Origin of the sequence: Pedobacter sp. GR22-6 (assembly GCF_037402555.1) — a bacterium.
In the GTDB taxonomy this organism is placed as follows: domain Bacteria; phylum Bacteroidota; class Bacteroidia; order Sphingobacteriales; family Sphingobacteriaceae; genus Pedobacter.
Genome location: NZ_JBBEUC010000001.1, coordinates 786156 through 810726, shown reverse-complemented (window position 1 = coordinate 810726; position 24571 = coordinate 786156). Strand labels below are relative to the sequence as shown.

The following is a 24571-nucleotide window of genomic DNA, read 5'->3' as shown; positions in this document are numbered from 1 at the left end:
AACTATTTTTTATTGAAACCCATGAGTTCCCTGACTAAATTTGCATTCTCTATTGAAGTTAAATTTTCCAGGAGTTCAAATGCTACGTCCAATGCAGTCGACGGGTTCCAAGATGTGATCACATTATTGTCAATAACAATAGGCTCTTGAACGACTATGGCACCAAAATCCGCAAGAGCCCCCTGCCTTTCAGGGTTCAGGTTGTAAGTCGTTGCTCTGCGGCCGATCAAAATACCGCTATACGCAATTGGAAGAGCACCAGTACAAATAGATGCAATCGTTTTCTTTTGATAATTGAAATTTTTGATGACATCAGAGAAAGACCTGCTGTAGGCGTCAGTATAAAATCCATAATTTTCAAACCCACCGGGTATGGCTAAAGCGTCAAAATCATCAAAATCAATCTCATCACTGACAAAATCCACAACCATCTTTTGTCCAAAAGTGCTCGCAACTTCATGAGTAATCCCGCATGTAAATAATCTTGTAGATTTATCACCTTCTAAATAATTCCAGCCGATCACATCTATAAAAGCGCTTGCTTCAAATATTTCGAAACCATTAGCAAGGAGCAGTAAAACCGTTTTCATAAAGCCATTTTTATAATGTCAGAAATTTTACAATTTATATCATAAAAGCCTGCGCCCCATCCGGGCGCGCAGGTACTTAACCAAATATTAGCGTGCACAAGGCACGCCCGTATGAAAATCCTTCCGCTCATTTCCCTGAGCTCAATTTCTTAATCAAAATCGTTTCTTCCAGTAGATACGGACTTCCATCCTTTTTAAAAATGTCGTGGAACCACAGCCCAGGTTCCCCCGTTCCCCAGTTCTTTTCATCCCAGGCATATTTCGTCTGCGTCTTCCCGTCTACCAGTCCCCAGTTGATCGCCCCGATGTTTTGCTTTTTCAGCATCGGCAGGATCGCAGCAAAAGTACTCCCCCGTTTACGCGCCATGTATTCCGTACAGATCATCGGCCGTCCGCCGGACACTTTCATCAAAGAATCAATCCTTCTCTGGTGAACCTCCGGTTTATCATAACTGTGATACGTGATGATATCAGAATTCCTGATCTGGAACTCAGTCAACTCCCGTTCATTGTCATCATGTACACCGGCCGACAAAGGCTGGGACACCCCAACTGATCTCGCCCATTTGAACACATTGACCAGCAAAAGCATACTTTTGCTGTGCTGCTCAAACTGCCCCGGCTCATTGTACAAATCCCAGAGCAATACCCTTGGATCATACCTGAAGCTCCGCAGTACATCCTTGACATAGCGCTCCAGCGTATCCATCAGTTTCCCCTGATTCTGAATGCGGTTCCCCGGATCTTTCAGCCAGCCGCTGTTGTGTACTCCCGCCCTCGGCAAAGGCTGTTTCCCGGCAGCATAAGTATCCGTCCAGCAATCATCAAAAAACACGAACATCACCTTGATCCGGTGCTTGACCGCAACTCCAAGAAAATCCGAAATTCTTTTTTTGAAGCCCTGTGGATCCTGTTTCCAGGCCACATGGTGCAGGTATACCCGCATGCAGTTCATGCCGATACCTTCCGCCAAAGCAAATTCCCTGTCAATGGCAGCAAGGTCAAAGGTTTCCTTCTGCCAGAATTCCAATTGGTTGACCGCATAGGCAGGCGTATAATTCGCCCCGACCAACCAGCCTTGTTTCCCATACCAGGCTTTAGCTTTAGCCAGCGACCAGACCTGCGCCCGGACGCTGACACCAAGCATCAATAAAAAAAGGCAGATGTTTATTCTTTTCATATTTTTAATTCCTTTTAGATACCACCAAGCTCTCCCGCCATGATGTTATGGCTATTGTAAAAAGTATACAATTCCTCCAGCTGCACGATCATCATTGAAACCGAAAAAGTCCATTCCACCTTAGGCTGGTACTTTTTCGCATTCTCCAGGGAAAGTGAATAATGCTCGCTTTTCAGCCGCAACAAGCGGCAGATCAGTTCGGCACAAGTCAGCTTCAGCATGGTCATATCCATCAGCAGGAAAAAAGGCTCTACCAGTACCCGCATCTGCAATCCATTGAGCAGAATTTCCGTATACTCCATCAGTTCCTGCACCTTGTCCTGACGGTCAGTATCCTTGTCCAGTTCCAGTTCTGATACAAAAGCCGCATAGACCTCCAGATCTACCAGAAGCTGTGATTTATTGAGTCCGTTCATCATTTTTTAGATCAGGTTATTATTTATTTGACCGCCAACTGCACCACACTCTTCGCCGGCATGACCACATTTAACACCCCGGCATTCATTGAAGCCCCATAAAAAGCCGCCGGCTTCACCGATGCCGCCATACCGAAATCATTAAAAGAATTCACCTGAGCCGCAGTCAATACCTGTGCGGAAAGTACCGCCCCGGAAAGCGGGATAGTAACCGTCACCGCCTTATTCGCATCCATATTCACCAGGGTGATGTTCGTTACACCAGCCGCATCCACTGAAGCCGAAGCGTTCACCGCCTTGATCGAGCTGCCTCCGAAACTGTAGTCCGGCGAAGCAATTGACAGCGGGATCAGTTTGGCATCCTGGTGCGCCTTCATGAAATCAAACACATGGTAGGTCGGGGTCAGCACCATCTGCTCCCCCTTAGTCAGGATCAGTGAGTGGATCACATTCACCGTCTGGGCCAGGCTGGCCACTTTTACCCTTTCCGCATGGTTGTTAAATATATTCAGCGTAGTGGCGGCAATCAGCGCATCACGCAAAGAATTCTGCTGGAACAACCAGTCCTTGGGCTGATCAGGTTCCTGGGCCGTCCAGATGCCCCATTCATCCACCACCAAAGCCACCTTCTTTTCCGGGTCGTATTTATCCATGATCGCCGAATGTTTGGTTACTATCTCCTCCATGCGCAGCGACTGCTGCATGGCATTGAAATACTCCGATTCCCCGAACACAGTCGCCGAACCTGAAGGCGGCCAATTCCCACCCAGCCAGGTATAATAATGCAAAGAAAGCCCCCACATCAGCCTGCCCGGAATGTTCTTCATGCAGACCTCCGTCCAGTTGTAATCATCCGCATTGGCTCCAGATACGATCCTTTTCAAAGGCGTACCCGGGTAATCGTGGCAGTACGCATTGTACTGGCGGTACAGGTTCGCATAATAATCCGGGCGCATCGAACCGCCACAGCCCCAGCTCTCGTTACCAATTCCCCAGAAGGAAACCTTAAAAGGCTCAGGATGCCCGTTCTTTGCCCGCAGATCCGTCAAGCGGCTTTTGCCATTGAAATTCAGATACTCCAGCCAGTCGCTCATCTCCTGCGGTGTACCCGTACCCACATTCCCCGCGAAGTAGGGCTCACAGCCGATCATCCCGCAGAGTTCCAGAAACTCATGCGTACCAAAAGAATTGTCCTCGGTCACCATTCCCCAGTTTGCATTCACCGTCTTAGGACGTGACAACTTCGGCCCGATCCCATCCCTCCAGTGGTACTGATCAGCAAAACAGCCGCCCGGCCACCTCAGGTTCGGGATCTTGATTTTTTTCAAAGCCGCAGCGACATCCGTACGGATCTTACCGTTGCGTACAAAGCCATCATAAATACTGCGGCCCAGGTGCTCGGCAAACTGCCCGTAAATGTGCCGGCTGATCTGCGGCGCATCCTTATTGGGTTCCAATTTAATTTCGGCCTTTTGGGCAAATGTCATACCGCCATACAGCAGGCAACTCACCATCAGTGTAAATCTTTTTCTCATTTATATTTGGTCAATTTAATTTGATCTTCATCCTATGCCTTCCCGGCCCCAGTTCCCGCTTATATCCTTTTACCTCAAAATCCGCCAATGTCCCCTCAGGTACCAAAACCTCCACACTGATCCCGTCCACTTTTCTTTTCCAGCTCAGCTTAATCGCACCAAACCTGGTTTTATGCTCAACTGCAATCCAGTTCAGCCCTGCGGGAAAGACCGGACAGACGCTAAAGCACTTAAATCCAACCCCCGCTTCATCCGGGCGGATACCCGCCAGCCCACGGTAATACCAGGCGTCGAAATCCCCGAAGAACACATGATTCCAGCTCTGGTCTTTGGGCTCCCAACCCTCCAGCAAAGTCGTATGCCCATCCGCAATCCATTTGCCCCAACCTGCATTCGGATTAGAAAGTAACCGGAACGCCTCATCTGCATAGCCGTGATCCGATAGCGCTGACAGCACCCACCTGGTACCCAATACTCCAAAGTCAGGCGCATAATCCCGTGCCACTACACCAGCAGCCAGCTCAGCCGCTACAGAAGCCTCAAAGCCCGAAGGTACCAGACCATTGACCAAAGCCCCCGAAAGCGCGGTCAAAGTCCGAACCTTGTATTTCCCCGCAGCAGCATCAAAAAATTCCCTGTTAAAAGCAGTCTTCACACTATCGGCCAGCACAGCATAGCGCTGCTGATCCGAAGAATGCCCCAGCACAGCAGCCATTTCAGACAGCAGTACCGCATCCTCAAAAACAAAAACCGTCGAAGTGAAGGCCTTTGGTGTAGATTCCACCGCCAGGAAATCAGCCAGGCCAGTCCGGTAGAGATAACCCGAAGCCCTGGCCCTTCCCGCCAGGAAATCCACATATTTTTTCACCGCCAGATAATTCTCCCGCAATACCGAAGTATCCCCCGAAAAGCGGTATACATTCCAGGCAAGGATCGGCAAAGCCGAACCCCATGCCGGCCCCATATCCCGGTCATCCGGATCAATCCAGTTGTAGCCGATGCCACTGGTCGGCGCTACCCCCGGCAGCCGCCCGTCCTCCAGCTGCACGTCCCTGATGTCAGCCAGGAACTTCCTGTATCCCGAAGCCGCATCAAAATTGTACAAGCCCAGTTCCGAAATCACATGCGCATCGGCCAGCCAGCCCATCTTCTCCCGTTGCGGGCAATCCGTCGGGATGCCCACATAATTGCTCCGGTAGGATTGGATCGCAGCCCCATGCAGTTTGTTCAGCATTTCAGAGGAACTCGAGAAAGAACCTGCAGGTTTAAAGTCCGTGCTGTAAAACAGCCCTGTAACCGATCCCAGATCAAGCCGGATATGCCCCGGCTCCCTGAGCAACACATACCGAAAGCCATGATAGGTAAACCTCGGCCTTAACACCTCGATACCCGAACCCCGGAGCACATACACATCCGTCGCAAATTTCGGATCAGAGGCCTCCCCAATCATATGCCCCGCATTTTGCAAAGCATCAAAAGAACCATCCGCATTCAGCTTCTCGCTATGCTGCAAAACCACTGTATCACCAGCCTTACCGCTCACACGCAACTCCACCACCCCGGCGAAGTTCTGCCCGAAATCATACAAAAACGAACCCGGCAGCCTCTTCACCGACACCGGCCTGAGCTTACGGATCACACGCACCGGCGGCATGGCCTGCGCCTCCGGCACACCTTCCGGAGGCGACGCGACCATCGCACTAAACCATTTCTTATCCTCAAAGCCAACCGCTTTCCAGCCCATAGGCTCTTTCCCCGCATCGTAAATTTCTCCCGCAATCAGGCTGTTGAACTGACTGCCGCCAGTACTCCACTTCCAAGTGCTGTCACTGCTGATCACCTCCGTCCTGCCATTCCGGTATTCTAAAACCAGATCCAGTAGGAATCTCGGCGACTTCCGCCAGTCCACCCGGTCAAAACCCCAGATCGTTTTACTCTGCACATTGAACCAGCCATTGCCCAGCTCAATACCCATGCAATTCCTACCCGTAACCAAAAGCCTGGTCACATCATAAGTATTGTACAACACACGCTTATCATAACGCGTAAAAGCCTGCTCCAACACCGCATCCGAAACCCGCCTACCATTCACATGCAGCTCATACAAACCAAGTCCGGCAACCATTAACGTCGCCTTTTTGAGCCGCATCCCATCCCCATAATGCCTACGGGCAGCCGAAGTCTGAAACTCCTTCCTGAAAAGTGGTGCCTCCCGCAGATTAACATCCTCATTCCCGCAAATCCATTTTCCTTTAAAAACATGCTGTGCCTTTATACTGCAAACTGAAATCAGTAAGCAGATCAGGAGAAAGAATCGCCTCATCAAAAGCATTATCTTTTCCATCGATCTTTCGTAATCCAATCAATACAATCATCAATCCACTGCAACTTCGCTTTTAGATTGAACACCCCGTAGCCATGATCACCTTTCTCATACAGGAAAAGCTCCACCGGCACCTGGTGCTGCTTCAAAGCCGCCGCGAAATACAAACTGTTCCTGACATCCACGATCCTGTCATCCATACCCGAAGTCAGATACGTCGGCGGCGTTTGACCGGTCACCTGCAATTCATTAGAATACAAAGCAATTTCGTCAGCAGTAATCTCAGGCCCAACCAAATTCATCCTTGAGCCCTCATGCGTCAGCGAATCCGAGAAACTGATCACCGGATATACCAGCACCATAAAATCAGGCCGCAGTGAAGTGCCCTTGGGATTATCCAGCAAAGTAGAAGATAAATGCGTCCCCACCGTTGACACCAAATGCCCGCCCGCAGAAAAACCCATGATACCCAACCGGCCAGCATCAATTCCGTAGACCTTCGCATTTTCCCGAACATATTGGATCGCACGCTGCGCATCCGTCAAAGGCACCACTTCCTTCCGCTCCATCCATTCCGATCTCGGTACACGATAGTCCAGTAAAAAAGCCGTAATTCCCGCCTCAGCCAGTTTACGGCAAGCCGGGCCGCCCTCAACCGAATTCGCCCTGCCTCCATAAGAACCACCTGAACAAACAATCACAGCCGTACCCCGAGAAAAATCTTTCGCGGGCCTAAAAACCGTTAAGCGAGGTACCTCAGCACCATCCTTCGCAAAAGGAATTTTGTAGTCACTATACAGAGGAATCACCTCCTGAGCCGAAACTCCAACGCCAAAAAGACAAAGCAAAGCAAGCCCAATAAATTTCATGTTATTCATACTTAATATTTGGTTCCGCCCTGCACGGCACTGGCTAATACATCAAACCAGCGCCCATGCAGCAGACAGATTAGAAACTTAATCTATTATTTCTGATTCGCTTTGATGGCCTCTTCATGCTTCTTACGATCAGCTTCAGAGAGGTGCGAACCATACTTCTCAAGTAGCCTCTTAGCCAAAGGCAAATATTCAGGCCATTGCTTCATCTGCATCGAGATTCCAACTCTAGTTACCAAATAAGCTTCCTCACCAACATCGCCATATTTACTTTCCAAGGTTTTACTGATCTCATCCCAAGTTTTTGCTTCTGCGAACATAGGTTCTATGTCGCCTTTAAAAATCAACCTACTCAGGCGCGAGTGATATTGACTTGCACCAATTTCTTTTTTTATGACCACGGAGTCTTTTTGTATTTTCTGAAAGTTTGGGTCTTTACTGGTTTTCACCACAGCAAATAATTCCGACGTCCTTTCCTGAGCCATAACAGCTCCTGTCATACTGCTCAAAAGCAGCGCAAATAATAATCTTTTCATCAAATTTTATTTTTTCTTTTCTTCAATTAAAGGTCTTAGCTTTTCGGAAAACGGTATCTTGCTATACTCATCAATTTTCTTTTGCTCTTCAATACTGTTGATTCCAGGGCCAGGTTTTCTGTTCAAACTGTCCAATTCATACCCTGGTGTATATTTCTGATCATTATAGCGCTGTCCTTCTATCATCCACAGCGGTGCAGGTGCACCTTTTAAATAATGGTCAAAAAACTGCGTTGTACGGATTGTGTAATCTTTAAGATTTTCAATATTCTCAATTACATGTCCCTCTCCTTCATATTCAAGTAACCATGACGGCTTACCTAATCGACGCATTGACATAAAGAAGTCCAAACCATTTTGAAAAGGACATGCACCATCATTCCTATTATGCATGATCAACAATGGGGTCTTCACTTTATCCGCATAAAAAACCGGAGTATTTTCAACAAACCTATCTGGACGTTCCCAAAGTGTAGCACCTATTCTAAAAGAGAGGGGCCTTTCAGTTTGATTCTCTGCCAAAGTACGACCGTTAGGCATACACGTACCAACTTCACTGGTATAAAAACTAACTAGATTAGATATTCCCGCCTCGGCCAAGGCAGCAGCAAAGCGCGTAGTGCGGGTAACGATATGGAAAGTTTCAAACCCTCCAAAACTGTGTCCGTTAATCCCAATTTTTTTATCATCAACGTAGTCCAATTTTACCAATCCATCCACCGCAGCGTTCACACAAGCTACTGCAGACTCTCCGGTGAAGCCAAGCTTATAATAGATATCTGGTTTCAGTACTAAATAGCCTCGACTTAAAAACCAGGGAACGTTGATATTAGCTCCAGAATAGCCTGGAGGGAGATATGTGTTTTTACCGTCGGCGATTCCCTCATAATAGTTTATTATGACAGGATATTTTTTTGAGGGATCGAAATTCTTAGGTTTGTACAGAATAGACTGAACTTGTTTACCATCCGGGAGACTAGAATCCAATATCTCCGAAGTAAACCAAACGTAGGATTTTTCAGGGTAGTTATCACTGACTGGAGTAAATGCTTTAAAATTCTTGGTCAGGAAAAAATTTACCGAGGCATCTATTGCCTCTCTGGCGACAAGCCATGATTTCCCATCTCTTGAAGATTTCGGAGTTCCGTATATATTATCACTGAACGTATATTTTTCAAGACCTTGAGAATTCGAAACATTACAGCTAAAAAAACCTTGCTTTTTATTTTGAGTTCCAAATGCCTTCAGCAGAAACTTTCCATTGAAATACAATGGCTTGCCATCCACTGATTCAAAACTGAACCTGATGTCGTTTTTTTCACCATAACCGTTGGTAAGGCATATTGGTTTTCTGCGGCCGTTAACATCCAATGACCAAACATCGTACTTATCCATAACCAGTAGCACATCATTCGCGACAGACAAATATTGCCAAAGAGAAAACCTACTGCTATCAGTATCTTTACCAATGGTTTGGAGATCAATGGACATAGCAGACTGCTTTTTTACATCGTAGCGAAAAAGTCTATTGCCATAAGGATAGATTAGTGAATTTCCATCTGTAGACACACTATGAAGATTTTCAATAGTATTTTTGCTTGGAAGATTTTTTAGAATCTTAATTTCTCCGTTGGTTGCTGACAAAAGGAAGCTGCTATCAGCCATGCTACAACTATACCAACCATTATTTATTTCAAAAGTCTTCAAATCGTTAGCTTCGAGCATTTTTATTTTCCCTGAACTGGTAAATAGCAGAGCTTTATAAAACTTCTTTAGCGACTTAGGAATCAAAGGCTTTTCGGGCGCTCTTTTAACATCAGTATAGCTCCATATTTTAACCTTTGCTGGTAGGTTTCCAGTTGCGACAAAAGGATTTGTTAATTTGACAAGTGATAGTTCGATAGATTCTACATTGCCAGAAATCCTATTTATTCCTTCAATATTCAACTGATCTCTACCATTTAATTCCTTGTCGCTGAAGACTTCCGAAACCCCTGTTTTATCCTTTTTGAACCATTTGACCTTTGATACTTCCGCCGTCCTTTCCAAGAAAACAAGATCTCTGTGGGAATCAGTCCATATATGTACCGGATAAGTACCGCCAGAGGCAATCTCTACCACTTTGAGTGATAAAAGGTCAACCCACACCAATCTTTCTTTTTGAGGGGCAACTGATGAACATATTATTACATCCACATTGTTATTGGCAAGCTCGAAACTATTCACGCGCCCCAAAGAAATAGGTTTGCTCCCCGATATTTTGGCAAAAACCAAGTCTCCCGATCTTGTGCTATAAAGCGCCCTATCGCTATAGTTTCCTTTAGGGATGACAATCCTATCAACGTTCGTTATATATCGACTTTTACTACTAAGAAGGTTAATCGCACAAATGCTGTCCGAGCCATTTCGATAAAGAAAAAAATTATTATCGTTGGTAAATCCGACGACATCGGTAATTTTTGCATTGAGTATGGTTTCCGAATTCTTCGTTATATCTTTGAGGACCAACTTTCGGTCGACTAACCATCCCCCGGAAAGTATCCTAGACTCATATGCTACATAACGTGCATCATTGCTCATAATGGCATCGTGCCCAATTACCGGCCATTTGGCCAGAGTGTCGAATTCTATTTTCTTTTGGGCCCAGGACATATGTGAAAGCACAGCTAACACAAAAAACATTTTTATTCTTTTCATTTTTATTTGTGTGTGTATATTTTGCAATCGAGGCAAAGCAGTGGCTAGGATGTGTTAAAAAACACACCCAAAAGGCCACAATTTGAAATTAATAATGTGGAAGTACTACTACACCAAAAGCCTTATCTCCTGTTCCACCATTTACGCCCTTGACCGCAACTGTTATATTTCGATGTCTCGAAGACGAGGTACTTACTGTACCAAAATCAGGCATATCATATGTTGTTAAGATATTGCCACTGGCATCTCTTATCTGGAACAGTTTCCCACCATCTGGCAGTATTGTAGGAAATGGTATGGTTTTAAATTCACTCACCTGCTTATACCCAATATTTGAAAAGACATTTTCTGTTGGCTTATTCCCTAGAGTAAGACTTAATGGAACGCTTTCTGGTACAAGGTTAATTAGTCTCACATTTATTACCTCTTCTGAGGGGTACTCCGGAATTGTCTCTTTAATCAATACCGATTCTGGGGAGGAATGAGTGCCTGTAAGGAACAAAGAGTAGATATCCCCAGACTTCGCCCGTAGGCTTTGATTATAGTAGGTAATCGACTGCAAACCGCTCGCGTACAACTTTAACGGGCTATCATCTTTAGCTAGGATAGAAAAATGCTTATAATCCATATTGAGACAACTATCCCTCAATGCTGTATTCAATCTGGCGACCTTTCCGTCAATCACTACATTTAATACACTAACGGTTGCCAAAGCTTCTCTTTTTATTTCATTTTTCTTACAGCCTGAAAAAATAATTAGGACCGTTGCAAAAAGATATATGTTTTTTTTCATTTCTATTTAGTTTAATTATAGTCTATTCAACTCTCAACCAGATCGGCTCACCCTTCTTCATCTTCTCTAGTGTCTTAATAAATCCAAGAAATGGTTCTTCATCGCCTCGCTTAGCTTCTTTTTCCTTTCTAGCCTCAATGGCCTTTTCCTGCCATTTAATCGCTTCCTGCCTATTTCCAGATCTGTATAATAATGCGGCGTATGTATCTATGTAGGTTTCAATAATTTTACCGTTCTGTATTTTAGCTTGTTTAATAGCTAATAACTGTAGTGCAGCTGCACGGCGTAATATTCTTTTATTGTCTACATTAAGAAAAATCTCCCACAACATGTCATTTACGCCAGAAGGATTGAAGGTTTCGCGGCTGATGTAATTCTTTTCAATATCAAGAAAGTAAAGGTCAGATAGTATCTCCCAATCAGGTTCAGATATCTGATACCATGCTTTTTTGGTATTTAACAACAACTCTTCAGTTCTACTCGAGCCATACCTTTCTGAGAACTCTGCTTTAATCTGATTCCAGTTTGGGTTCTTGATTTTTGGCTTTCTAAGATCGTTATCCTCAAAAAGCCTAGCATTGAGATCTTTGCTCATAACAGATCGTATGATCGCCCGAGACGTACCCTTGTGATTAATCAACGAATCTGTCAGATTCCCATTAGCTTCCGGATAAAATAGAGTTAACAGTTTTTTGTCCTCTGGCAGGATGTAGGGGCCAACTGCACGTAAAATATCTGCATTATATAAGGCTTTCCCTTCTACTCTGTTAACGTAGTTGACAATGCAATCACGAGCTATTGATGAAGCCAAAGATTTGTCATTCAACCTTTCTGCCCTCAATATCATAGATGGCGCTAATGTATAATCTTTCCTCCCACGATTCCAGTCTAACAACTGGATGGCATATATCCTGCCTTCATCTAATGCCTTATTTGAGACAGCAAGAAAATCATTCACCACTTTAGCTCCAGTATCATGGTAAACCAAATTTCCTTCTGGGGAGAAAAACAAATAAGTGGGAAAAGCTCTAACTCCGTACCTTTTTGCGGTCGCCTTTGCAAATTCACGCAGATTTCTAACAGCTTCGTTATCATTTGAGGTGCTATCCATTTGTAACTTTAGCGAGATAAAATTGACATTTATCATATCATAAACTTTAGGCTGATTGTAAACTTCATCATCCATCTTTTTACAAGGCAAGCACCATGTCGCCATACAATCCACAAAAATTAATTTGTTTTCAATCTTAGCTTGTAGCTTTATCTGCTCCCAATCTTTTTTTGCTGTCCAAATTATGTTTTGACAAAAACTAGTCGTAGCAAAACATAGCAAACCTAACAGCAATATATTCTTAAAAATAATTTTCATAACACTAAATTATTGATAACCGGGATTTTGAATTAGTAATGGATTTTTCAAAATGTCTTCCATCATAATTGGATAAAGTGACTGGTGAGGTTTCCAATCCTGACCGCTTTTCCGTGGTGTAATTGTAGACATCACCTCATTAACCTTACCTGTTCGTTTTAAATCTAACCAACGATCGCCCCATTCTGTAAAAAGTTCCACCTGACGTTCATGTGCTATAGCTTTTGTTAAGTCAGCGTTTGGTGAAATATCAGGCAATACCAAGTTATTACCATTTCTGGCGCGAATACGAACAGCATTTAAATCCGCTGCAGCTCCAACTAAATTATTCTGCATCAGCCGAGCTTCTGCACGGATAAGATACTGTTCAGAAATTCTCAATACCGTCATATATTCGGTCATCGATTGATAAGAGTTCACGCTGCCATCCACTTCAGCTCCCTTCTTATATTTATATGGATAATAATAAATATTGCCACCGTTCACGATGCTCCCCGTCCAATTCAACTTTCTGGGATCTCCAGGTTCGAAGCTATTTAAAAGAGATTCATTTAAGAAGAAAGGTTTTGGATAACTTGTAAAGTTGATTGTAGGACTCCCAGTCAAAATAAAATATCTACCCCAAGCAGTATTCCATCCACTTCTGACAGGTTGAAGTTGCCAAATGGATTCTTTGGTGTTTTTTAAAAACGATTGATCCAGAGCAGTAAGGCCAAATAAACTGGTATTTTGTATAATTTCTGTAGCATTGCTTTCTGCTTTCGCGAAATCATTACCCTGATATAAATAAACTCTAGACAATAGTGCTGCTGCAGCCCAACGAGTTGGTCGAACTCGCTCAGAAGAAATAGTAATAGCATCGACACCTGTAAAGTTTACGTTTAAAAGTTCTTTTGATTCATTTAGGTCTATAATAATCTGCTTATAAACATCCGACTTAGGTGACCTAGGCAATTTAGATGCCTCATTGAAATTGCTATTTAAAATCAATGGAACATCTCCATAGAGGTTGACTAAATAAAAATAGCAAAAGGCACGGATGAATTTTGCCTCTCCGAGAAGCTGCTTCTTAACCGGTAAAGTGAGATTACTAGCACTTTGCACGTCTTTTGTAGGTTGTGCATTCAAACCTTCGATTGCATATGTAGCCGCATTTGCTATTCCAAATAACGGACCCCAAGACGAAAATCCAGAAACCCTAGTGTCCTCAGACAATTGGTTTTTGAAGTAACTCTGCAAGTTTAAATCAGTTTGACCGGGCAATATTGCTAGTTCATCCGAACTCAACCCGGCAAAAAAAGAAATTCCTATTATAGATCTACTGTCTACATCATTTTGATTTAACATTTGAGTGTAAATCCCTGAAATCACGCTTGTAGCAGTTATATTATCAGCGAAAACGGCCTCAGATGTAACCGAAGATAATGGAGGATCTACTTCTACTAACTTTTTGCAGCCGAAATTTAACAAAGCAACTACAAGGAGCCAAAGCATTGAGGTATTCTTAATGTGTTTCATTTTCATCATTTTAAAATTAAAAACCAACATTTAAACCAAGAGCTATAGTTCTAGGAAGCGGTAGAGCACTGGATCCAGTTTCTGGGTCAAGACCAGAATAGTTCGTAATCGTCCATAAATTTTGCATTTGGACATTCAATCGCAACTGTCTAAGATGAATTTTTTCAATCCATTTTGAAGGTACATTCCAAGAAAGCGCTACATTTTTAATTCTTATAAACGACGCGTCCTCGTAGCCAACGTCTAAGCGATTGTAGGACTGTCCAGTATTTCCCGCTCTGATGAAACTGGTTACGTCGCCCGGCTTCCGCCACCTATCTAATACAAAAGTTGAGGCATTCTCTCGGGCAATACCATAGTCAATTCTAGGCAGATAACGCGCTAGATATTGTCTCTGAAACTGCAGGAACACATCCAGACTTAAACCATTATAGGAGAATGTATTCGACAATCCACCGCTATAACTCGGCATAAGATCAATAAAAGAAGTTTTGTCTGCAATATTATCAGAGGATGTTGACGGGTTTCCATTTTTGTCTGAAACAATTAGTCTACCAGTTAGAGGGTCTACTCCATAAAAATGGTTTAGCCGTACTGCACGAATACTTTGGCCAACTTCCAAATTAAAAGTACTCGCACCAAATCCACTGATTTGAGATGGGTTTGTTAATGACTTTAAAATATTAGAAGATTTCGTTATTTGAAAATTTGTCTTCCAGCTAAATTTGGCTTTCTGAATATTCTTTGTTATCACGCTTAGTTCAACACTTCTATTTTCTACCAAACCAGGAAAATTAATGAATGTCAATGCGTTAGAAATTCCCACTGCAACGACTTCTGGAAGAACTATAGGTTGCAGTAAATTGTCACTACGATTAATGGCATAATTTCCAGAAATAAAAATCTTGTCCTTGAAAAACCCTAGATCAACCCCTAAGTTAAGCTTCCTAGTCCTCTCCCATTGAAGATTCTGATTATATAAACCACTATTTATCACCGAAGCTCCTCCCAAATAACCTATACTTGTTGAATAATTATTATAAAGATTAAGATAAGTGTAATCCCCAATCTGATCATTTCCTGTTATTCCATAACTAAATCTCAGCTTTCCAAAACTGACAACAGGAAGGTTTTCCTTTATCCAATTTCTTTCCGTAAATATCCATCCAGCACCAACTGCAGCAAAATTTTCAAAACGACTTTCAGGGCCAAAACGACTGCTACCATCTCTCCTGATAGTTAAGTTTAATATAAATTCGTCGCTCCTATTTATATTTAAACGGGCAAAAGCCGCATTGTAACGATAGACCCTAGATACAAATCCATTTATATTTCTATTGGTAGCTATTGGCAAGTTGTCCATTTGAGCATCGCTTGGAAAGCCATAAGCAACATAACTGAGTGCTGAATTATCAGATCTCTGAATAGTTGTTCCTAAAAGTACATCAAGTTTATATTCTCCAAGTTGCTTATTATAATTCAGTTGTGGTTCAATCAAATAATTACTTGAACGACTTGTACCTAGGTCGGTTTGTCTAAAAAAACTATATTGTTTATTGATTGGTTCAATAGCAGTCAACGGAGCCTTGCTAACATTGTCCATATCTGTTAAATTATACCCCAAACTTGTGGTAAATTTGAGCCTAGGTAAAAGCTCATAGCTTAACAATAAATTAGTATTTAAACTTTTTGCCTTACTTCTATTTGTTCTTTCTAATGTTGCCATTGGATTGATCCAAGACGCATACCCCCATTGATCTAAAGCCCAATTAAGTGTACCATCAGCATTATACAAAGCTGGACTATTTGGCGGGAGATAAATAATATCGTTTATCGGATTCGTGTATGGTAATCTATTATCATTAAACATACCCATAAGAGATAGCGACATTGTAAACTTCCTATTGATGGAAGCAGTGTTTAAGTTTAGTCCAAGGGAAATCTTCGTGTCATCCATATCATTACCAAAAATGCCATCCTCTTTTTGATAACCTAAGTTTACTCGATAATCTGTTGTCCCGGTACCTCCAGATAAAGCCAACTGAGCATTTTGATTAGCGACAGCTTTATGTAAAATCGAATTTTGATATTCTCTATTGATCGAAACGCTTCCCCACAAACCATTCAAATCATAGTCCCAATCATAAATGGGCTCGTTATTGTTTCGTTTTGATTCCAGACGCAGCTGAAGATATTGATCATAATTTAAAAAGTCTATAGATCTAGTTACCTTATTAATACCAGTCCTTACAGAAGCATCAACCTTCATTGGGCCGGCTTTGCCCTTTTTTGTGGTGATGATAATCGCTCCATTCGCCGCCTTAGATCCATAAATAGCTGTCGCATCTGCATCTTTCAGCACTTCTATACTTTCTATATCTGCGGGGTTAAGATAGTTTAATGGACTACCACTACTTTCACCGCTAAGTCTATTAACATTTTCTGCAACAGCCTCGGGTGCTCCCCAAACACCATTCATTCTACCATTTGCCTGAACAGTGTAAGAGTTATAGGGCACGCCGTCAACTACGTAAAAAGGATTCGCTCCCCCATAATTTGTATTATACCCCTGAATACGTACCGTAACGGTTCCTCCTGCAAAACCGGAAACTGGTGTCACAACTAGCCCAGGAACTCGACCCTGAAGCGCCAACAGAGGATTACTTACGGGCTGCTTTTCTATGTCCTCTGCCCTTACTGTTGTTATGTTAGAGGTCGTGAGTCTCTTTGAAGTTACTCCATAAGCCTGTACCTGCACAGCATCCAATTCATTAGTCGCCATCGTCAATCTTACAACTCCTACTTCCTTCATAGCAGCGATTTCCTTCGGTTCATAGCCTACGAACTTCACAACCAGCATCTCCCCCTCTTCAACATTCTTCAAATAGAAGTTACCATCAGACGTAGTACTTACACCCTTGCCTGTAGCCTTCACAATTACCGAAGCCCCACCTATCGGCTGCCCCGTCTCATCCACCACCTTACCAGATACATCAATAGGTGCAAAATAACCAGATACCCGATCAACCACCTTATCCAGGAAAGATGATTCTTCCTTCCCTTTCACAATCACCGTCTTACTATTGATCTCAAAGGCAAAAGGCTGCCCTTTAAAAACCTCAGTTAAAACCAGATCCAGCTCTGTGTTTTCAACTTTAATTGTTACCGGGTTAAACTCCGCCAATAACCTTTCTTTATAAACAAAATCAAACCCCGTCTGCGAACGCAGCTCTTTAATGATCGTCTTCAATGACGCATTGGTTTTATTGATGCTCACTTTCTGGGCCTTCGTCGACGCCGCAAGCTGCATGAGGGATGCTATCAGTATAACGGTGGTAAGTCGCATAACAAGCAATATTTTATGGTACAGCCGTTTAGGCCTACCTAATTTCTTTCTAAATAAGTACATTTGTTCGGTTTGGTGTTTGCAGAAGCCCCCTGCTTCGAAACTTGTGGCAACTGCGATTAAACATTAATTTTAAATTGATCTCCAAACAACCAATCAGAGGTGTTTCCGCACTTCTGGTTGGTTTTTCCTCCGGCTACTCACCATGTGGTTCCCTTGAGCAACCGGAATCCGGCCTTAGCCGCGCCGTCGTAAAATTTCTCTCATCCCCATAAGTTTAAAACGATTCATATTCTGTTAATTAGCCCTCAATAGAGATGATTAAACCCTTATCATGATTTGGAAACATATAGCTTCCGACCTTCCAACCTGAAATGAATATCCCCCGCCGCTTCCAGGATCTTCAGCACACTTGAGATATTGTCGAACCGAGATACCGAACCACCCAGATTATCCGTAGGCACCGGCCCCTGATAGATCACCTCCACATTATACCAGCGCTCCAGCATCCGCATGATCGTACGCACATCCGTATCCTCAAAAATAAACTTGTTGTTCACCCAGGCCACCGCCACATCAGGATCAATCTCCTTCAGCAAGAAACGATCATCCCACATTAAAGCCTGCTGACCGGGCTTCAGCACCAAACCCTTCCTTTCACCTTGAGAACCAAACGCATTTAGCCTCACACTTCCTTCCAGCAAAGTTGTACGCACCACCTGCTCATCTGTATAACTGTTCACATTGAAATGCGTACCCAAAACTTCAATGTCCTGCTTACCCGTGGACACCACAAAAGGATGCTCCTTATCTTTTGCCACTTCAAAATAGCCTTCACCCGCCAACTTGATCTTCCGAACCCCGCCCTCAAGCAAACCAGCCGAATAAGTCAGACTCGAAGCCGCATTCAACCAGACCAAAGAACCATCCGGCAAACGCAAACGGTAAGTCTCCCCCTTCGCCGTACTCAGCGTATTCACCGCGGCCAAATCAGTACCAACAGCTGAAGAACTTTCCAATTCGTAGACCAATTGGCCGCTAGCCAACTTCGTCACCTTCACCCCAGCCTGCCTGGCCAGTTCACCATTCGCCGCATCCGACAAGCGGATCTTTTTACCATTCGCTAAAGTCAATGTCGCACCCTGCTTACCCGGAGCCACGTCGTTGGTGCTGCTGATATTTTGGGTGTTTTGTGAGTCTTTATGATAGTTGAAGAAATAGGCTCCTACAACAATGGTCGCAACTGCAGCAGCGATCGCTACGATCTTGGGCCATAATTGAGTTTGTTTCTTAGGCTCGATCAGTTTGAAATTTGCTTTTGTTGCTATATTTAAATAGATGCGTTTCTGCAATTCTTCCTTGCTAACTGCATTGCTTACTTCCAGTGGTAGCTGATCATCGCTGATCAGCCAGGAGTAGTATTCCTGCAGTTCCTCATCGCTAATGCTTTGATCTGCGATCTTTTGGCTAAGTAAGTCTATTTGCTCTTGGGTCATTCCTTGGCTATTTATTACATAGTCAAATCACAGGGAGCGAAACCCTACCTTCTTGGAATATTTTTTTTATTTATTTTTTGATGGGAATTTTTCTGGCTATTTGAGCAGTTCATGAATGGTGATAATGATCATGGCACTTGGTCCCAGGTTTTCCTTGAGCACTTTAAGGGCATGGGTGACATGCTTCTCAACGGCCTTTTCAGAGATACCGAGTTCTGCGGCGATCTTTTTATTGGTATATTCTTCACTCCTGCTCATTTTAAAGACAAGCTGGCATTTTGTTGGTAATGTTTGTACGACTTTATCGAGCCTGGCTTGAAGCTGCTCAAAATATTCCTGGCTGAGGTCAGGTAGTTGGCTGAGCTTGATTTCTTCGTCTGTGGCTTTACCAAGCTTTTGCTCGATGATGGCCCTTCGAATGGCTTTTTGTTTACGGTTAATGATCTGGTAATGGGTGGCACTGACCAGGTAACTTTCAAAGTTTTCTTTAAGTTGTAACTGGGCTTTATTTTCCCAGAGTTTCAGAAAGATATCTTGAACGGCCTCTTCCGCTTCATCCTGGTCTTTGAGTTTTTTGGCGGCAATATAAAAGAGCTTGTCCCAGTAGGTATTGTAGACTTGGGTAAACGCGAGCTCATCGCCTTCCTTTATCAAAAGGAGCAATTCTGCGTCTGTAAGTTTACCATAAAGTTCCATAATATATTAGCTATTAATTACTCCGCTTTTACTGTTATAAATTTAATAAATTCTCTTTTTATTTCCATATAAATTTCTGACTACCAGTGATCAACATGATTACCAAGACCATTTTGCTCTAGGTAGTTCACGTACTCGTGAACCAGTTGAATGTTAAAACCTGGCCAGCTTTGAACCTGGTCAGTTCGGTGCTGGCATAGTTGCCTCAGTGTTTTGATCCCGGCAGCATTTGCTGCCCTTTTTAATTCCCCGCTTAGCTTAAGCTGCTGCATCGGAAAATCTAGGATCTGATCTTGTTTTGGAGATGTCATCTCTAGGTTTTATGTTGCCGGGCCCGACTCAGCAAATCCTATAAAACAAAATAGCGCGGGACACAGCCAGAATTCCGTCTTAGAGGCTGTGGAAAGCCTAGGGAACAGAAAACAGCCGCGCCCGCACTATTCGTGCAGGCGAGCAGCATAATTTTCTCTTGTTCCCATTAAAACTTCCACATTTCTAAGACAAGATCAAATAGCCGTCGCTATAATATTTTTACAATGCAAACTTACTTATTTTCTTCCTCAATAACCAGAAATGTACTGTTGAGTTGTTGATTTAAATGTATCTCAGGAGTTACTTCTCAAACTGTCAAATAACATATTCATTGCTTTTAGGTCGCCTTATATGTTTGTCTATCAGTTTCTTATGGAATAGGAAATTACCTACAATGCGCATACACTTTTTTAGTGTTCGGTACTGGCTTTACTTTGCGTCGTTGATTTTTAGAGCTCATGTACAATTGAGTTTTTGAGCAGATGAGATCAATTAATTGTGATGAAAAGAACTGATGATTTTTTGAATATACTTGATGCATCTCCAGATACATTGACCAAAGCTGAGGCTTACCGTTTATATGGTAAGGACAAAGTGAGGTTATGGTGCAGTGAAAACCTGATCCATCCGGTGGGTATGCAGGGTTCTGGTAAGAAAAAATTCATCGATAGGTTAAAGCTGGAGGCTGTTGCCCGGGCGGATAACCGATGATCCTTTGCGTTTTGCAATGGATTTGATAAAATAAAAAACCGGGCTGATGCCTGGCGTACATTGTCCTATTGGGGTGAAGCGTTTTCCGGGTGACCGGAGAATTAAAGTGCAGGGCTTTTCTCGTCTTAACGGTTACGTGTAACCAATACGGTGAGAAAATCCTGAACCATAGGCAGTCCGTTTGGGCAGGTATGTAGTTACCGACGTGGGTAACCCCGGATAATTAGTTAATTTTTAAAGGGAGGCAGTTTTCTGTCCTCCCTTTTTTTATGTCTTTATTTATTTATCTCATACGATTGACTTAAAAATCACCTGGACCAAATGCATAATCATAGGTAACCTTTTTAAGCAATATTCTATTGACTCCAGAGGACTCAACGACTCCATCCCTAACAGGCCTCCCGAACAAACCGATATTTTTCACAACTTCTTCTGAACTGTGGATCCTGCTGAAATACGACGGATACAAAATTCCGTCAAATCCTTTATTTCTGGCAGCCCGGGCTACAGCGCGGATGATCTCATAGGAATGTGCGGGTGCACGAAATACCATATGGATAGCCAAACTCAAACTTTCAAATTCCGTTATTCCAGGTTCCTCAGGCCATGCAGTTAGGTCTAAAAGTTTTTGACTCTTAACTACCTTCATGTTACAGAGATAAAGTTCTTGCTCGATAGTTACTCGACATTCATGCAGACAGGCTTCAATGTCAAACGAACCATATAAAATAGGGAGATCAATGCTATCAAGTCTGCCGCTGCCTAAGAATTTTTCAGGCGCGCTGTCATATTCTGTTGGATCCATCTGATTTGTGGGATCAACCCTTAGACGGTAGAAATGAGTGCCTTTCTCCAAAATGGTCTCTGGATAGTGGTTCATGATAGCTTCAATGACCTCATCTCGCTGATCAGGTTCCTGCAGTGCATTTAAGGGTTCAATTTCCCCAACCATCCATAATCGTGGCCCATATAGAAAAAAACCAACACCAAGAATATCGGCGATGAGTTTTGCATCCACGGCTAAATCTTCTGGAAAGGCAACATCCCCGATTCCCTCATGATAATCGTTAAATTGTATTGCAACTGCTCCCCCATAGTCTGTCCTGATTCTTGAACCATTGACAAAAAAACTGTGACTTAAATCTTCCAGGTTTTCGTTACTGAGTTTCGCACCGTCTAATGATCCGCAGTTTGGGCATGCGCCTTCCTTCGATTTACCTAGTCGGAAGGCGTCCAGCCTAAGGCCTGGGTCACGAAAACAATTTGAACAGGCTCTAATTGTTTCTAATTCAAGCATTATATCTGAGAGTGAATCCATTAGATCAAAAGAATTTCCGGAAAGATACATTTTTCAAACTCAAACTTTACGATGAAATCAATGAATCAAAGCGAACTAAGCCGTATTGATAGGGCTGTTGCGGATAACATTAAAGATATCCAACGTTCCTTTGGTTCGCAGTCTGGGATTGTTCAGGATTTTATTGTGTTCATCTCTCGGCGTCTGAAGACGGATTTGTTTGGGTATACTCGATTTACTTTGCAGGAGTTTTGCAAACAGACCGGGCGAAGTCGGCAGGATCTGTCTCTGGTCTGTGCGGATTTTGCTTCCGGGCGGTTTGCTGCTCCTGTGATTGAGGGCTTTGCGTTTCAGACGGTGTTTGATTATGCTTTGTATTCCATGATGGAACGGAACATCATTTTTTCTTCACGGTATGAGGTAAGGGAGAAGGAATCGGTGATTGCGATGCATAATTTTCCGATTCTGAAGGATTTGCGGATGAACTTTGGCCGGGTACAAAATGAGCTGAAGGTGTACGAGGTGCGGCTTTCCGATGAGCTGCTCCAGGGTTTTTTGAGTAGGTATTATACGGTGAATACCGATAGTTATAAGCTGGTGGGTAAAGGCCGTGGCGGGGATTCCCGTAAAAAGTTATTGTTGTACCTGTCTAAACTCAGTCACATTGTGCAGACAACAGGTCAGCTGGAAACGATGGTTCCTTTGGACCGGCTTTGTGAGTTCGCGGATATTATGGATGCCCGGCCTTCGCATAAGAAGCAAAACCTGTCGCGGATCTTCAATCATATTATAGAGACCGGAAAGTTTGGGTTCAGATATTCATTTACCTCCAGGAATGGCTACATGGTAACACTGTTGTTTGAACCCAGCTTATCCAAACGTGCTTTGCAAAATGAGCATGGCTTTTATTTCCGCTTGTTTTCAGCGCTCCGCGCTGTGTTTGATAGCCGGAAGAGTGGTATTGCTGTCCATGGTTTTGATAAGGATCCTTTTCAATCCTGGCTGGTTGATCCGGATTTGGACGTAGAGGCAAAGGCCCAGGTACTCTCGCAGGCTTACTACGCGGGAATGGGGATTTCGGTTTCCTTGCCACATGCGTTGTCTATGGTCAGGTCTGGTGTATTGAGCTTATGAGGTTTTATAAGTATTTGTTTTGATTGGGATCTGCTGTTGTTGTCGGGTATTTCGGCACTGCTGTCGAACGTTTTGATTTTGCTGTCAGGTATTTTGATCTTGATGTCGAACAATTCGGCTTTGCTGTCGGGCTTTTTGATCTTGTTGTCGGGTATTTCGGCTTTGCTGTCGAACATTTCGGCGATGTACATTTGCTGTCGGATATTTCGGCAAACGTCCCTTATTCTTTAGGCCGCCAGCGGCCTTTGCTGTCGAACGTTTCGGCTAATATTATATATAAATATACCTTATACGGGAATTGGATATTTCGGTACGGTTGATTGATTTGTACTCCGGCTTTACTGAAAAAAAATGGCTGGTGATTCCTTGCTTTTGCTTGCTTGCGTTTTTATGATAGCTGGTTCCGGTTGGATTTTTTTGTTGGTCAGCATTTTGTAAAAGCAGATTTCTTTACTGTCTTTTCTGCTTTAAGGCACATCATTTGTGCTTAGCGGGCTATGAAGACTAAAGAAATTTCAGATCAGCTTTTGGATTGTGCGATTGATCTGGCGATGTACTCCCTGCCAGGTATGATGGATACCGATAAGGATGCGCGCCAAGCCTACCGGATTCTGGCTTCTGAGCTGATTTTGTCTCAGCCGAAATTGCGCTTAAGGCGTTTGGTCAATTCAGGGATTCCTGTTTTAGGCTGTCGGTTCAAGTTGAACTCACTGAGCAAATTGAACTAGGATGTCTGAATTCTTGTACACTCCGGTTGTTATTGGTTTTTCTGATGTTGCATTAGTAGGCCTGATATGATCAGAGCAATTACTTTCGAAACTGACCGCTTTTTGATCCATGGCTTCCGCGCTGAGGAATTGGGGCGTTTTGACAGTCTGGCTGCTGAAGTGTTCAGCATCTTGTCAGATGACCATACTTTGCGTTATTTACCTTCAAAACGTTTGTGGAATGTGAATGAGGCAAAGGTTTTTCTACAGGGAATGCTGTTGAATTTTCATGCTGGACGCAATTTCCTTCATTTCATTACCGATAAAGCTTCGGGTAAGGTGGTAGGGATGATCGATCTGATCTCTCCTGCCCTTGCGATGGAGCATTACCGGATACCACGTTATCCATTTTTCCTGGAGTTTTATTTGGGCAGCTTCGCTACTGGCTGCTACCTGATGACCGAGGTATTGCCGGCAATGGTATCGGAATTCCTGGATCAGGGGATCGATTGTATCGGCGCTGTAGTGGACAGGCAAAACATCCCGGCAAAAAAAGTGCTTAAAAAAGCGCGCTTCTCACGCAGCTGTAGTTTCGACACCCTGCAGGATCTTTATGAGTTAAATGTCGCCTAGGCTCTTTTAAGTATCCGCTTCGATCATATAGCTGAGTAGCTTGCGCTGATCTATTGAGTTATTCAAATAAATCGTGTGATCCTGGATCCGCTGGATCCAGATCAAATGATGAAGCTCTCCTATCTTTCTTTTTGTTTGGGTTTCAGTATCTATCTCTACCAATCGAAAATAACTGCTGAAAAGCTTTTTCTCCAGCCTGGGAATATATAGGTACTTCCCATCAATTAAAGCTGGGCCTGTATACCGTCCCTCCAGCTTTATGCCATCCATTGTAATCTGACCGACTTGTGGACTTCCCTGCGCTATTTCTAATAGCTCGCTGTACTTAATTTCAATGCCTGATACAGTAATCAGGATATCAAAATCCTGAGGGCTTTGCAGATGTAAAAGGTGTCTGGTGATGTTTC

General features: G+C 43.4%; 22 protein-coding genes. 5 read left to right on the top strand and 17 right to left on the bottom strand.

Going from position 1 to position 24571, the window contains the following annotated elements:
* Positions 1-2 precede the first annotated feature (2 nt).
* The 15 genes from WAE59_RS03625 to WAE59_RS03555 form a co-directional block, all read right to left on the bottom strand.
* Positions 3-590, bottom strand: a complete 588-nt coding sequence (locus WAE59_RS03625) for a DJ-1/PfpI family protein (protein WP_337854569.1) — start codon at positions 588-590, stop codon at positions 3-5.
* A gap of 127 nt (positions 591-717) precedes the next feature.
* Positions 718-1770 carry a 1,4-beta-xylanase gene (locus WAE59_RS03620; RefSeq protein WP_337854568.1) on the bottom strand — a complete coding sequence of 351 codons (1053 nt, stop codon included), beginning with the start codon at positions 1768-1770 and terminating at the stop codon, positions 718-720.
* Positions 1771-1784: 14 nt separating this feature from the next.
* Positions 1785-2189, bottom strand: coding sequence for a hypothetical protein (locus WAE59_RS03615; protein ID WP_337854567.1), 405 nt, complete (start codon positions 2187-2189; stop codon positions 1785-1787).
* A 20-nt stretch (positions 2190-2209) separates the two neighbouring features.
* Positions 2210-3721: an alpha-N-arabinofuranosidase gene (locus WAE59_RS03610; protein ID WP_337854566.1), complete on the bottom strand. Its 1512-nt coding sequence runs from the start codon at positions 3719-3721 to the stop codon at positions 2210-2212.
* Between the two features lie 10 nt (positions 3722-3731).
* Positions 3732-6065, bottom strand: a complete 2334-nt coding sequence (locus WAE59_RS03605) for a family 78 glycoside hydrolase catalytic domain (RefSeq protein WP_337854565.1) — start codon at positions 6063-6065, stop codon at positions 3732-3734.
* A complete protein-coding gene (locus WAE59_RS03600) occupies positions 6053-6922 on the bottom strand; it encodes an alpha/beta hydrolase (RefSeq protein WP_337854564.1) in 870 nt (289 codons plus the stop codon). The genes WAE59_RS03605 and WAE59_RS03600 overlap by 13 nt, the downstream gene beginning before the upstream one ends.
* 86 nt (positions 6923-7008) lie before the next feature.
* Positions 7009-7455, bottom strand: a complete 447-nt coding sequence (locus tag WAE59_RS03595) for a hypothetical protein (RefSeq protein ID WP_337854563.1) — start codon at positions 7453-7455, stop codon at positions 7009-7011.
* A 6-nt stretch (positions 7456-7461) separates the two neighbouring features.
* Complete coding sequence (locus WAE59_RS03590) at positions 7462-10152, bottom strand: alpha/beta hydrolase family protein (protein ID WP_337854562.1); 2691 nt, start codon at positions 10150-10152, stop codon at positions 7462-7464.
* Positions 10153-10240: 88 nt separating this feature from the next.
* Positions 10241-10945, bottom strand: a complete 705-nt coding sequence (locus WAE59_RS03585) for a hypothetical protein (RefSeq protein WP_337854561.1) — start codon at positions 10943-10945, stop codon at positions 10241-10243.
* Between the two features lie 22 nt (positions 10946-10967).
* Positions 10968-12314, bottom strand: coding sequence for a thioredoxin family protein (locus WAE59_RS03580; RefSeq protein WP_337854560.1), 1347 nt, complete (start codon positions 12312-12314; stop codon positions 10968-10970).
* Positions 12315-12323: 9 nt separating this feature from the next.
* Positions 12324-13832, bottom strand: coding sequence for a RagB/SusD family nutrient uptake outer membrane protein (locus WAE59_RS03575; RefSeq protein ID WP_337854559.1), 1509 nt, complete (start codon positions 13830-13832; stop codon positions 12324-12326).
* 16 nt (positions 13833-13848) lie between these two features.
* A complete protein-coding gene (locus tag WAE59_RS03570) occupies positions 13849-17082 on the bottom strand; it encodes a SusC/RagA family TonB-linked outer membrane protein (protein WP_337854558.1) in 3234 nt (1077 codons plus the stop codon).
* A gap of 428 nt (positions 17083-17510) precedes the next feature.
* Positions 17511-18674: a FecR family protein gene (locus WAE59_RS03565; RefSeq protein WP_337854557.1), complete on the bottom strand. Its 1164-nt coding sequence runs from the start codon at positions 18672-18674 to the stop codon at positions 17511-17513.
* A 96-nt stretch (positions 18675-18770) separates the two neighbouring features.
* A complete protein-coding gene (locus WAE59_RS03560) occupies positions 18771-19370 on the bottom strand; it encodes an RNA polymerase sigma factor (RefSeq protein ID WP_337854556.1) in 600 nt (199 codons plus the stop codon).
* Positions 19371-19450: 80 nt separating this feature from the next.
* Positions 19451-19681 carry a hypothetical protein gene (locus tag WAE59_RS03555; RefSeq protein ID WP_337854555.1) on the bottom strand — a complete coding sequence of 77 codons (231 nt, stop codon included), beginning with the start codon at positions 19679-19681 and terminating at the stop codon, positions 19451-19453.
* A 502-nt stretch (positions 19682-20183) separates the two neighbouring features.
* On the opposite strand from WAE59_RS03555, the gene WAE59_RS03550 reads away from it, so the two are divergent.
* The gene (locus tag WAE59_RS03550) at positions 20184-20393 is read left to right on the top strand and encodes a hypothetical protein (RefSeq protein WP_337854554.1); all 210 of its coding nucleotides are present in this window, start codon (positions 20184-20186) and stop codon (positions 20391-20393) included.
* Positions 20394-20694: 301 nt separating this feature from the next.
* Here the strand turns inward: WAE59_RS03550 and WAE59_RS03545 are convergent, their stop codons facing one another.
* Complete coding sequence (locus tag WAE59_RS03545) at positions 20695-21711, bottom strand: RES family NAD+ phosphorylase (protein ID WP_337854553.1); 1017 nt, start codon at positions 21709-21711, stop codon at positions 20695-20697.
* A 60-nt stretch (positions 21712-21771) separates the two neighbouring features.
* On the opposite strand from WAE59_RS03545, the gene WAE59_RS03540 reads away from it, so the two are divergent.
* The 4 genes from WAE59_RS03540 to WAE59_RS03525 all read left to right on the top strand — a co-directional run bounded on the left by WAE59_RS03540 (position 21772) and on the right by WAE59_RS03525 (position 24164).
* Complete coding sequence (locus WAE59_RS03540) at positions 21772-22824, top strand: hypothetical protein (RefSeq protein ID WP_337854552.1); 1053 nt, start codon at positions 21772-21774, stop codon at positions 22822-22824.
* Between the two features lie 23 nt (positions 22825-22847).
* A complete protein-coding gene (locus WAE59_RS03535) occupies positions 22848-23144 on the top strand; it encodes a hypothetical protein (RefSeq protein ID WP_337854551.1) in 297 nt (98 codons plus the stop codon).
* 177 nt (positions 23145-23321) lie between these two features.
* Positions 23322-23552: a hypothetical protein gene (locus WAE59_RS03530; protein ID WP_337854550.1), complete on the top strand. Its 231-nt coding sequence runs from the start codon at positions 23322-23324 to the stop codon at positions 23550-23552.
* A 66-nt stretch (positions 23553-23618) separates the two neighbouring features.
* Complete coding sequence (locus WAE59_RS03525; RefSeq protein ID WP_337854549.1) at positions 23619-24164, top strand: GNAT family N-acetyltransferase; 546 nt, start codon at positions 23619-23621, stop codon at positions 24162-24164.
* 6 nt (positions 24165-24170) lie between these two features.
* Here the strand turns inward: WAE59_RS03525 and WAE59_RS03520 are convergent, their stop codons facing one another.
* Entirely contained in the window at positions 24171-24434 is a 264-nt protein-coding gene (locus tag WAE59_RS03520) for a hypothetical protein (protein WP_337854548.1), read from the bottom strand.
* Positions 24435-24571 lie beyond the last annotated feature (137 nt).

What these genes read in the sequence shown, in the direction of transcription:
- WAE59_RS03585 (WP_337854561.1), bottom strand. Translation starts at nt 10,945, where the DNA reads ATGAAAAAAAACATATATCTTTTTGCAACGGTCCTAATTATTTTTTCA.
- WAE59_RS03520 (WP_337854548.1), bottom strand. Translation starts at nt 24,434, where the DNA reads ATGGATGGCATAAAGCTGGAGGGACGGTATACAGGCCCAGCTTTAATT.
- WAE59_RS03575 (WP_337854559.1), bottom strand. Translation starts at nt 13,832, where the DNA reads ATGAAACACATTAAGAATACCTCAATGCTTTGGCTCCTTGTAGTTGCT.
- WAE59_RS03605 (WP_337854565.1), bottom strand. Translation starts at nt 6,065, where the DNA reads ATGGAAAAGATAATGCTTTTGATGAGGCGATTCTTTCTCCTGATCTGC.
- WAE59_RS03615 (WP_337854567.1), bottom strand. Translation starts at nt 2,189, where the DNA reads ATGATGAACGGACTCAATAAATCACAGCTTCTGGTAGATCTGGAGGTC.
- WAE59_RS03620 (WP_337854568.1), bottom strand. Translation starts at nt 1,770, where the DNA reads ATGAAAAGAATAAACATCTGCCTTTTTTTATTGATGCTTGGTGTCAGC.
- WAE59_RS03600 (WP_337854564.1), bottom strand. Translation starts at nt 6,922, where the DNA reads ATGAATAACATGAAATTTATTGGGCTTGCTTTGCTTTGTCTTTTTGGC.
- WAE59_RS03550 (WP_337854554.1), top strand. Translation starts at nt 20,184, where the DNA reads ATGAAAAGAACTGATGATTTTTTGAATATACTTGATGCATCTCCAGAT.
- WAE59_RS03540 (WP_337854552.1), top strand. Translation starts at nt 21,772, where the DNA reads ATGAATCAAAGCGAACTAAGCCGTATTGATAGGGCTGTTGCGGATAAC.
- WAE59_RS03545 (WP_337854553.1), bottom strand. Translation starts at nt 21,711, where the DNA reads ATGGATTCACTCTCAGATATAATGCTTGAATTAGAAACAATTAGAGCC.
- WAE59_RS03565 (WP_337854557.1), bottom strand. Translation starts at nt 18,674, where the DNA reads ATGACCCAAGAGCAAATAGACTTACTTAGCCAAAAGATCGCAGATCAA.
- WAE59_RS03560 (WP_337854556.1), bottom strand. Translation starts at nt 19,370, where the DNA reads ATGGAACTTTATGGTAAACTTACAGACGCAGAATTGCTCCTTTTGATA.
- WAE59_RS03595 (WP_337854563.1), bottom strand. Translation starts at nt 7,455, where the DNA reads ATGAAAAGATTATTATTTGCGCTGCTTTTGAGCAGTATGACAGGAGCT.
- WAE59_RS03610 (WP_337854566.1), bottom strand. Translation starts at nt 3,721, where the DNA reads ATGAGAAAAAGATTTACACTGATGGTGAGTTGCCTGCTGTATGGCGGT.
- WAE59_RS03590 (WP_337854562.1), bottom strand. Translation starts at nt 10,152, where the DNA reads ATGAAAAGAATAAAAATGTTTTTTGTGTTAGCTGTGCTTTCACATATG.
- WAE59_RS03625 (WP_337854569.1), bottom strand. Translation starts at nt 590, where the DNA reads ATGAAAACGGTTTTACTGCTCCTTGCTAATGGTTTCGAAATATTTGAA.
- WAE59_RS03530 (WP_337854550.1), top strand. Translation starts at nt 23,322, where the DNA reads ATGAAGACTAAAGAAATTTCAGATCAGCTTTTGGATTGTGCGATTGAT.
- WAE59_RS03555 (WP_337854555.1), bottom strand. Translation starts at nt 19,681, where the DNA reads ATGACATCTCCAAAACAAGATCAGATCCTAGATTTTCCGATGCAGCAG.
- WAE59_RS03580 (WP_337854560.1), bottom strand. Translation starts at nt 12,314, where the DNA reads ATGAAAATTATTTTTAAGAATATATTGCTGTTAGGTTTGCTATGTTTT.
- WAE59_RS03525 (WP_337854549.1), top strand. Translation starts at nt 23,619, where the DNA reads ATGATCAGAGCAATTACTTTCGAAACTGACCGCTTTTTGATCCATGGC.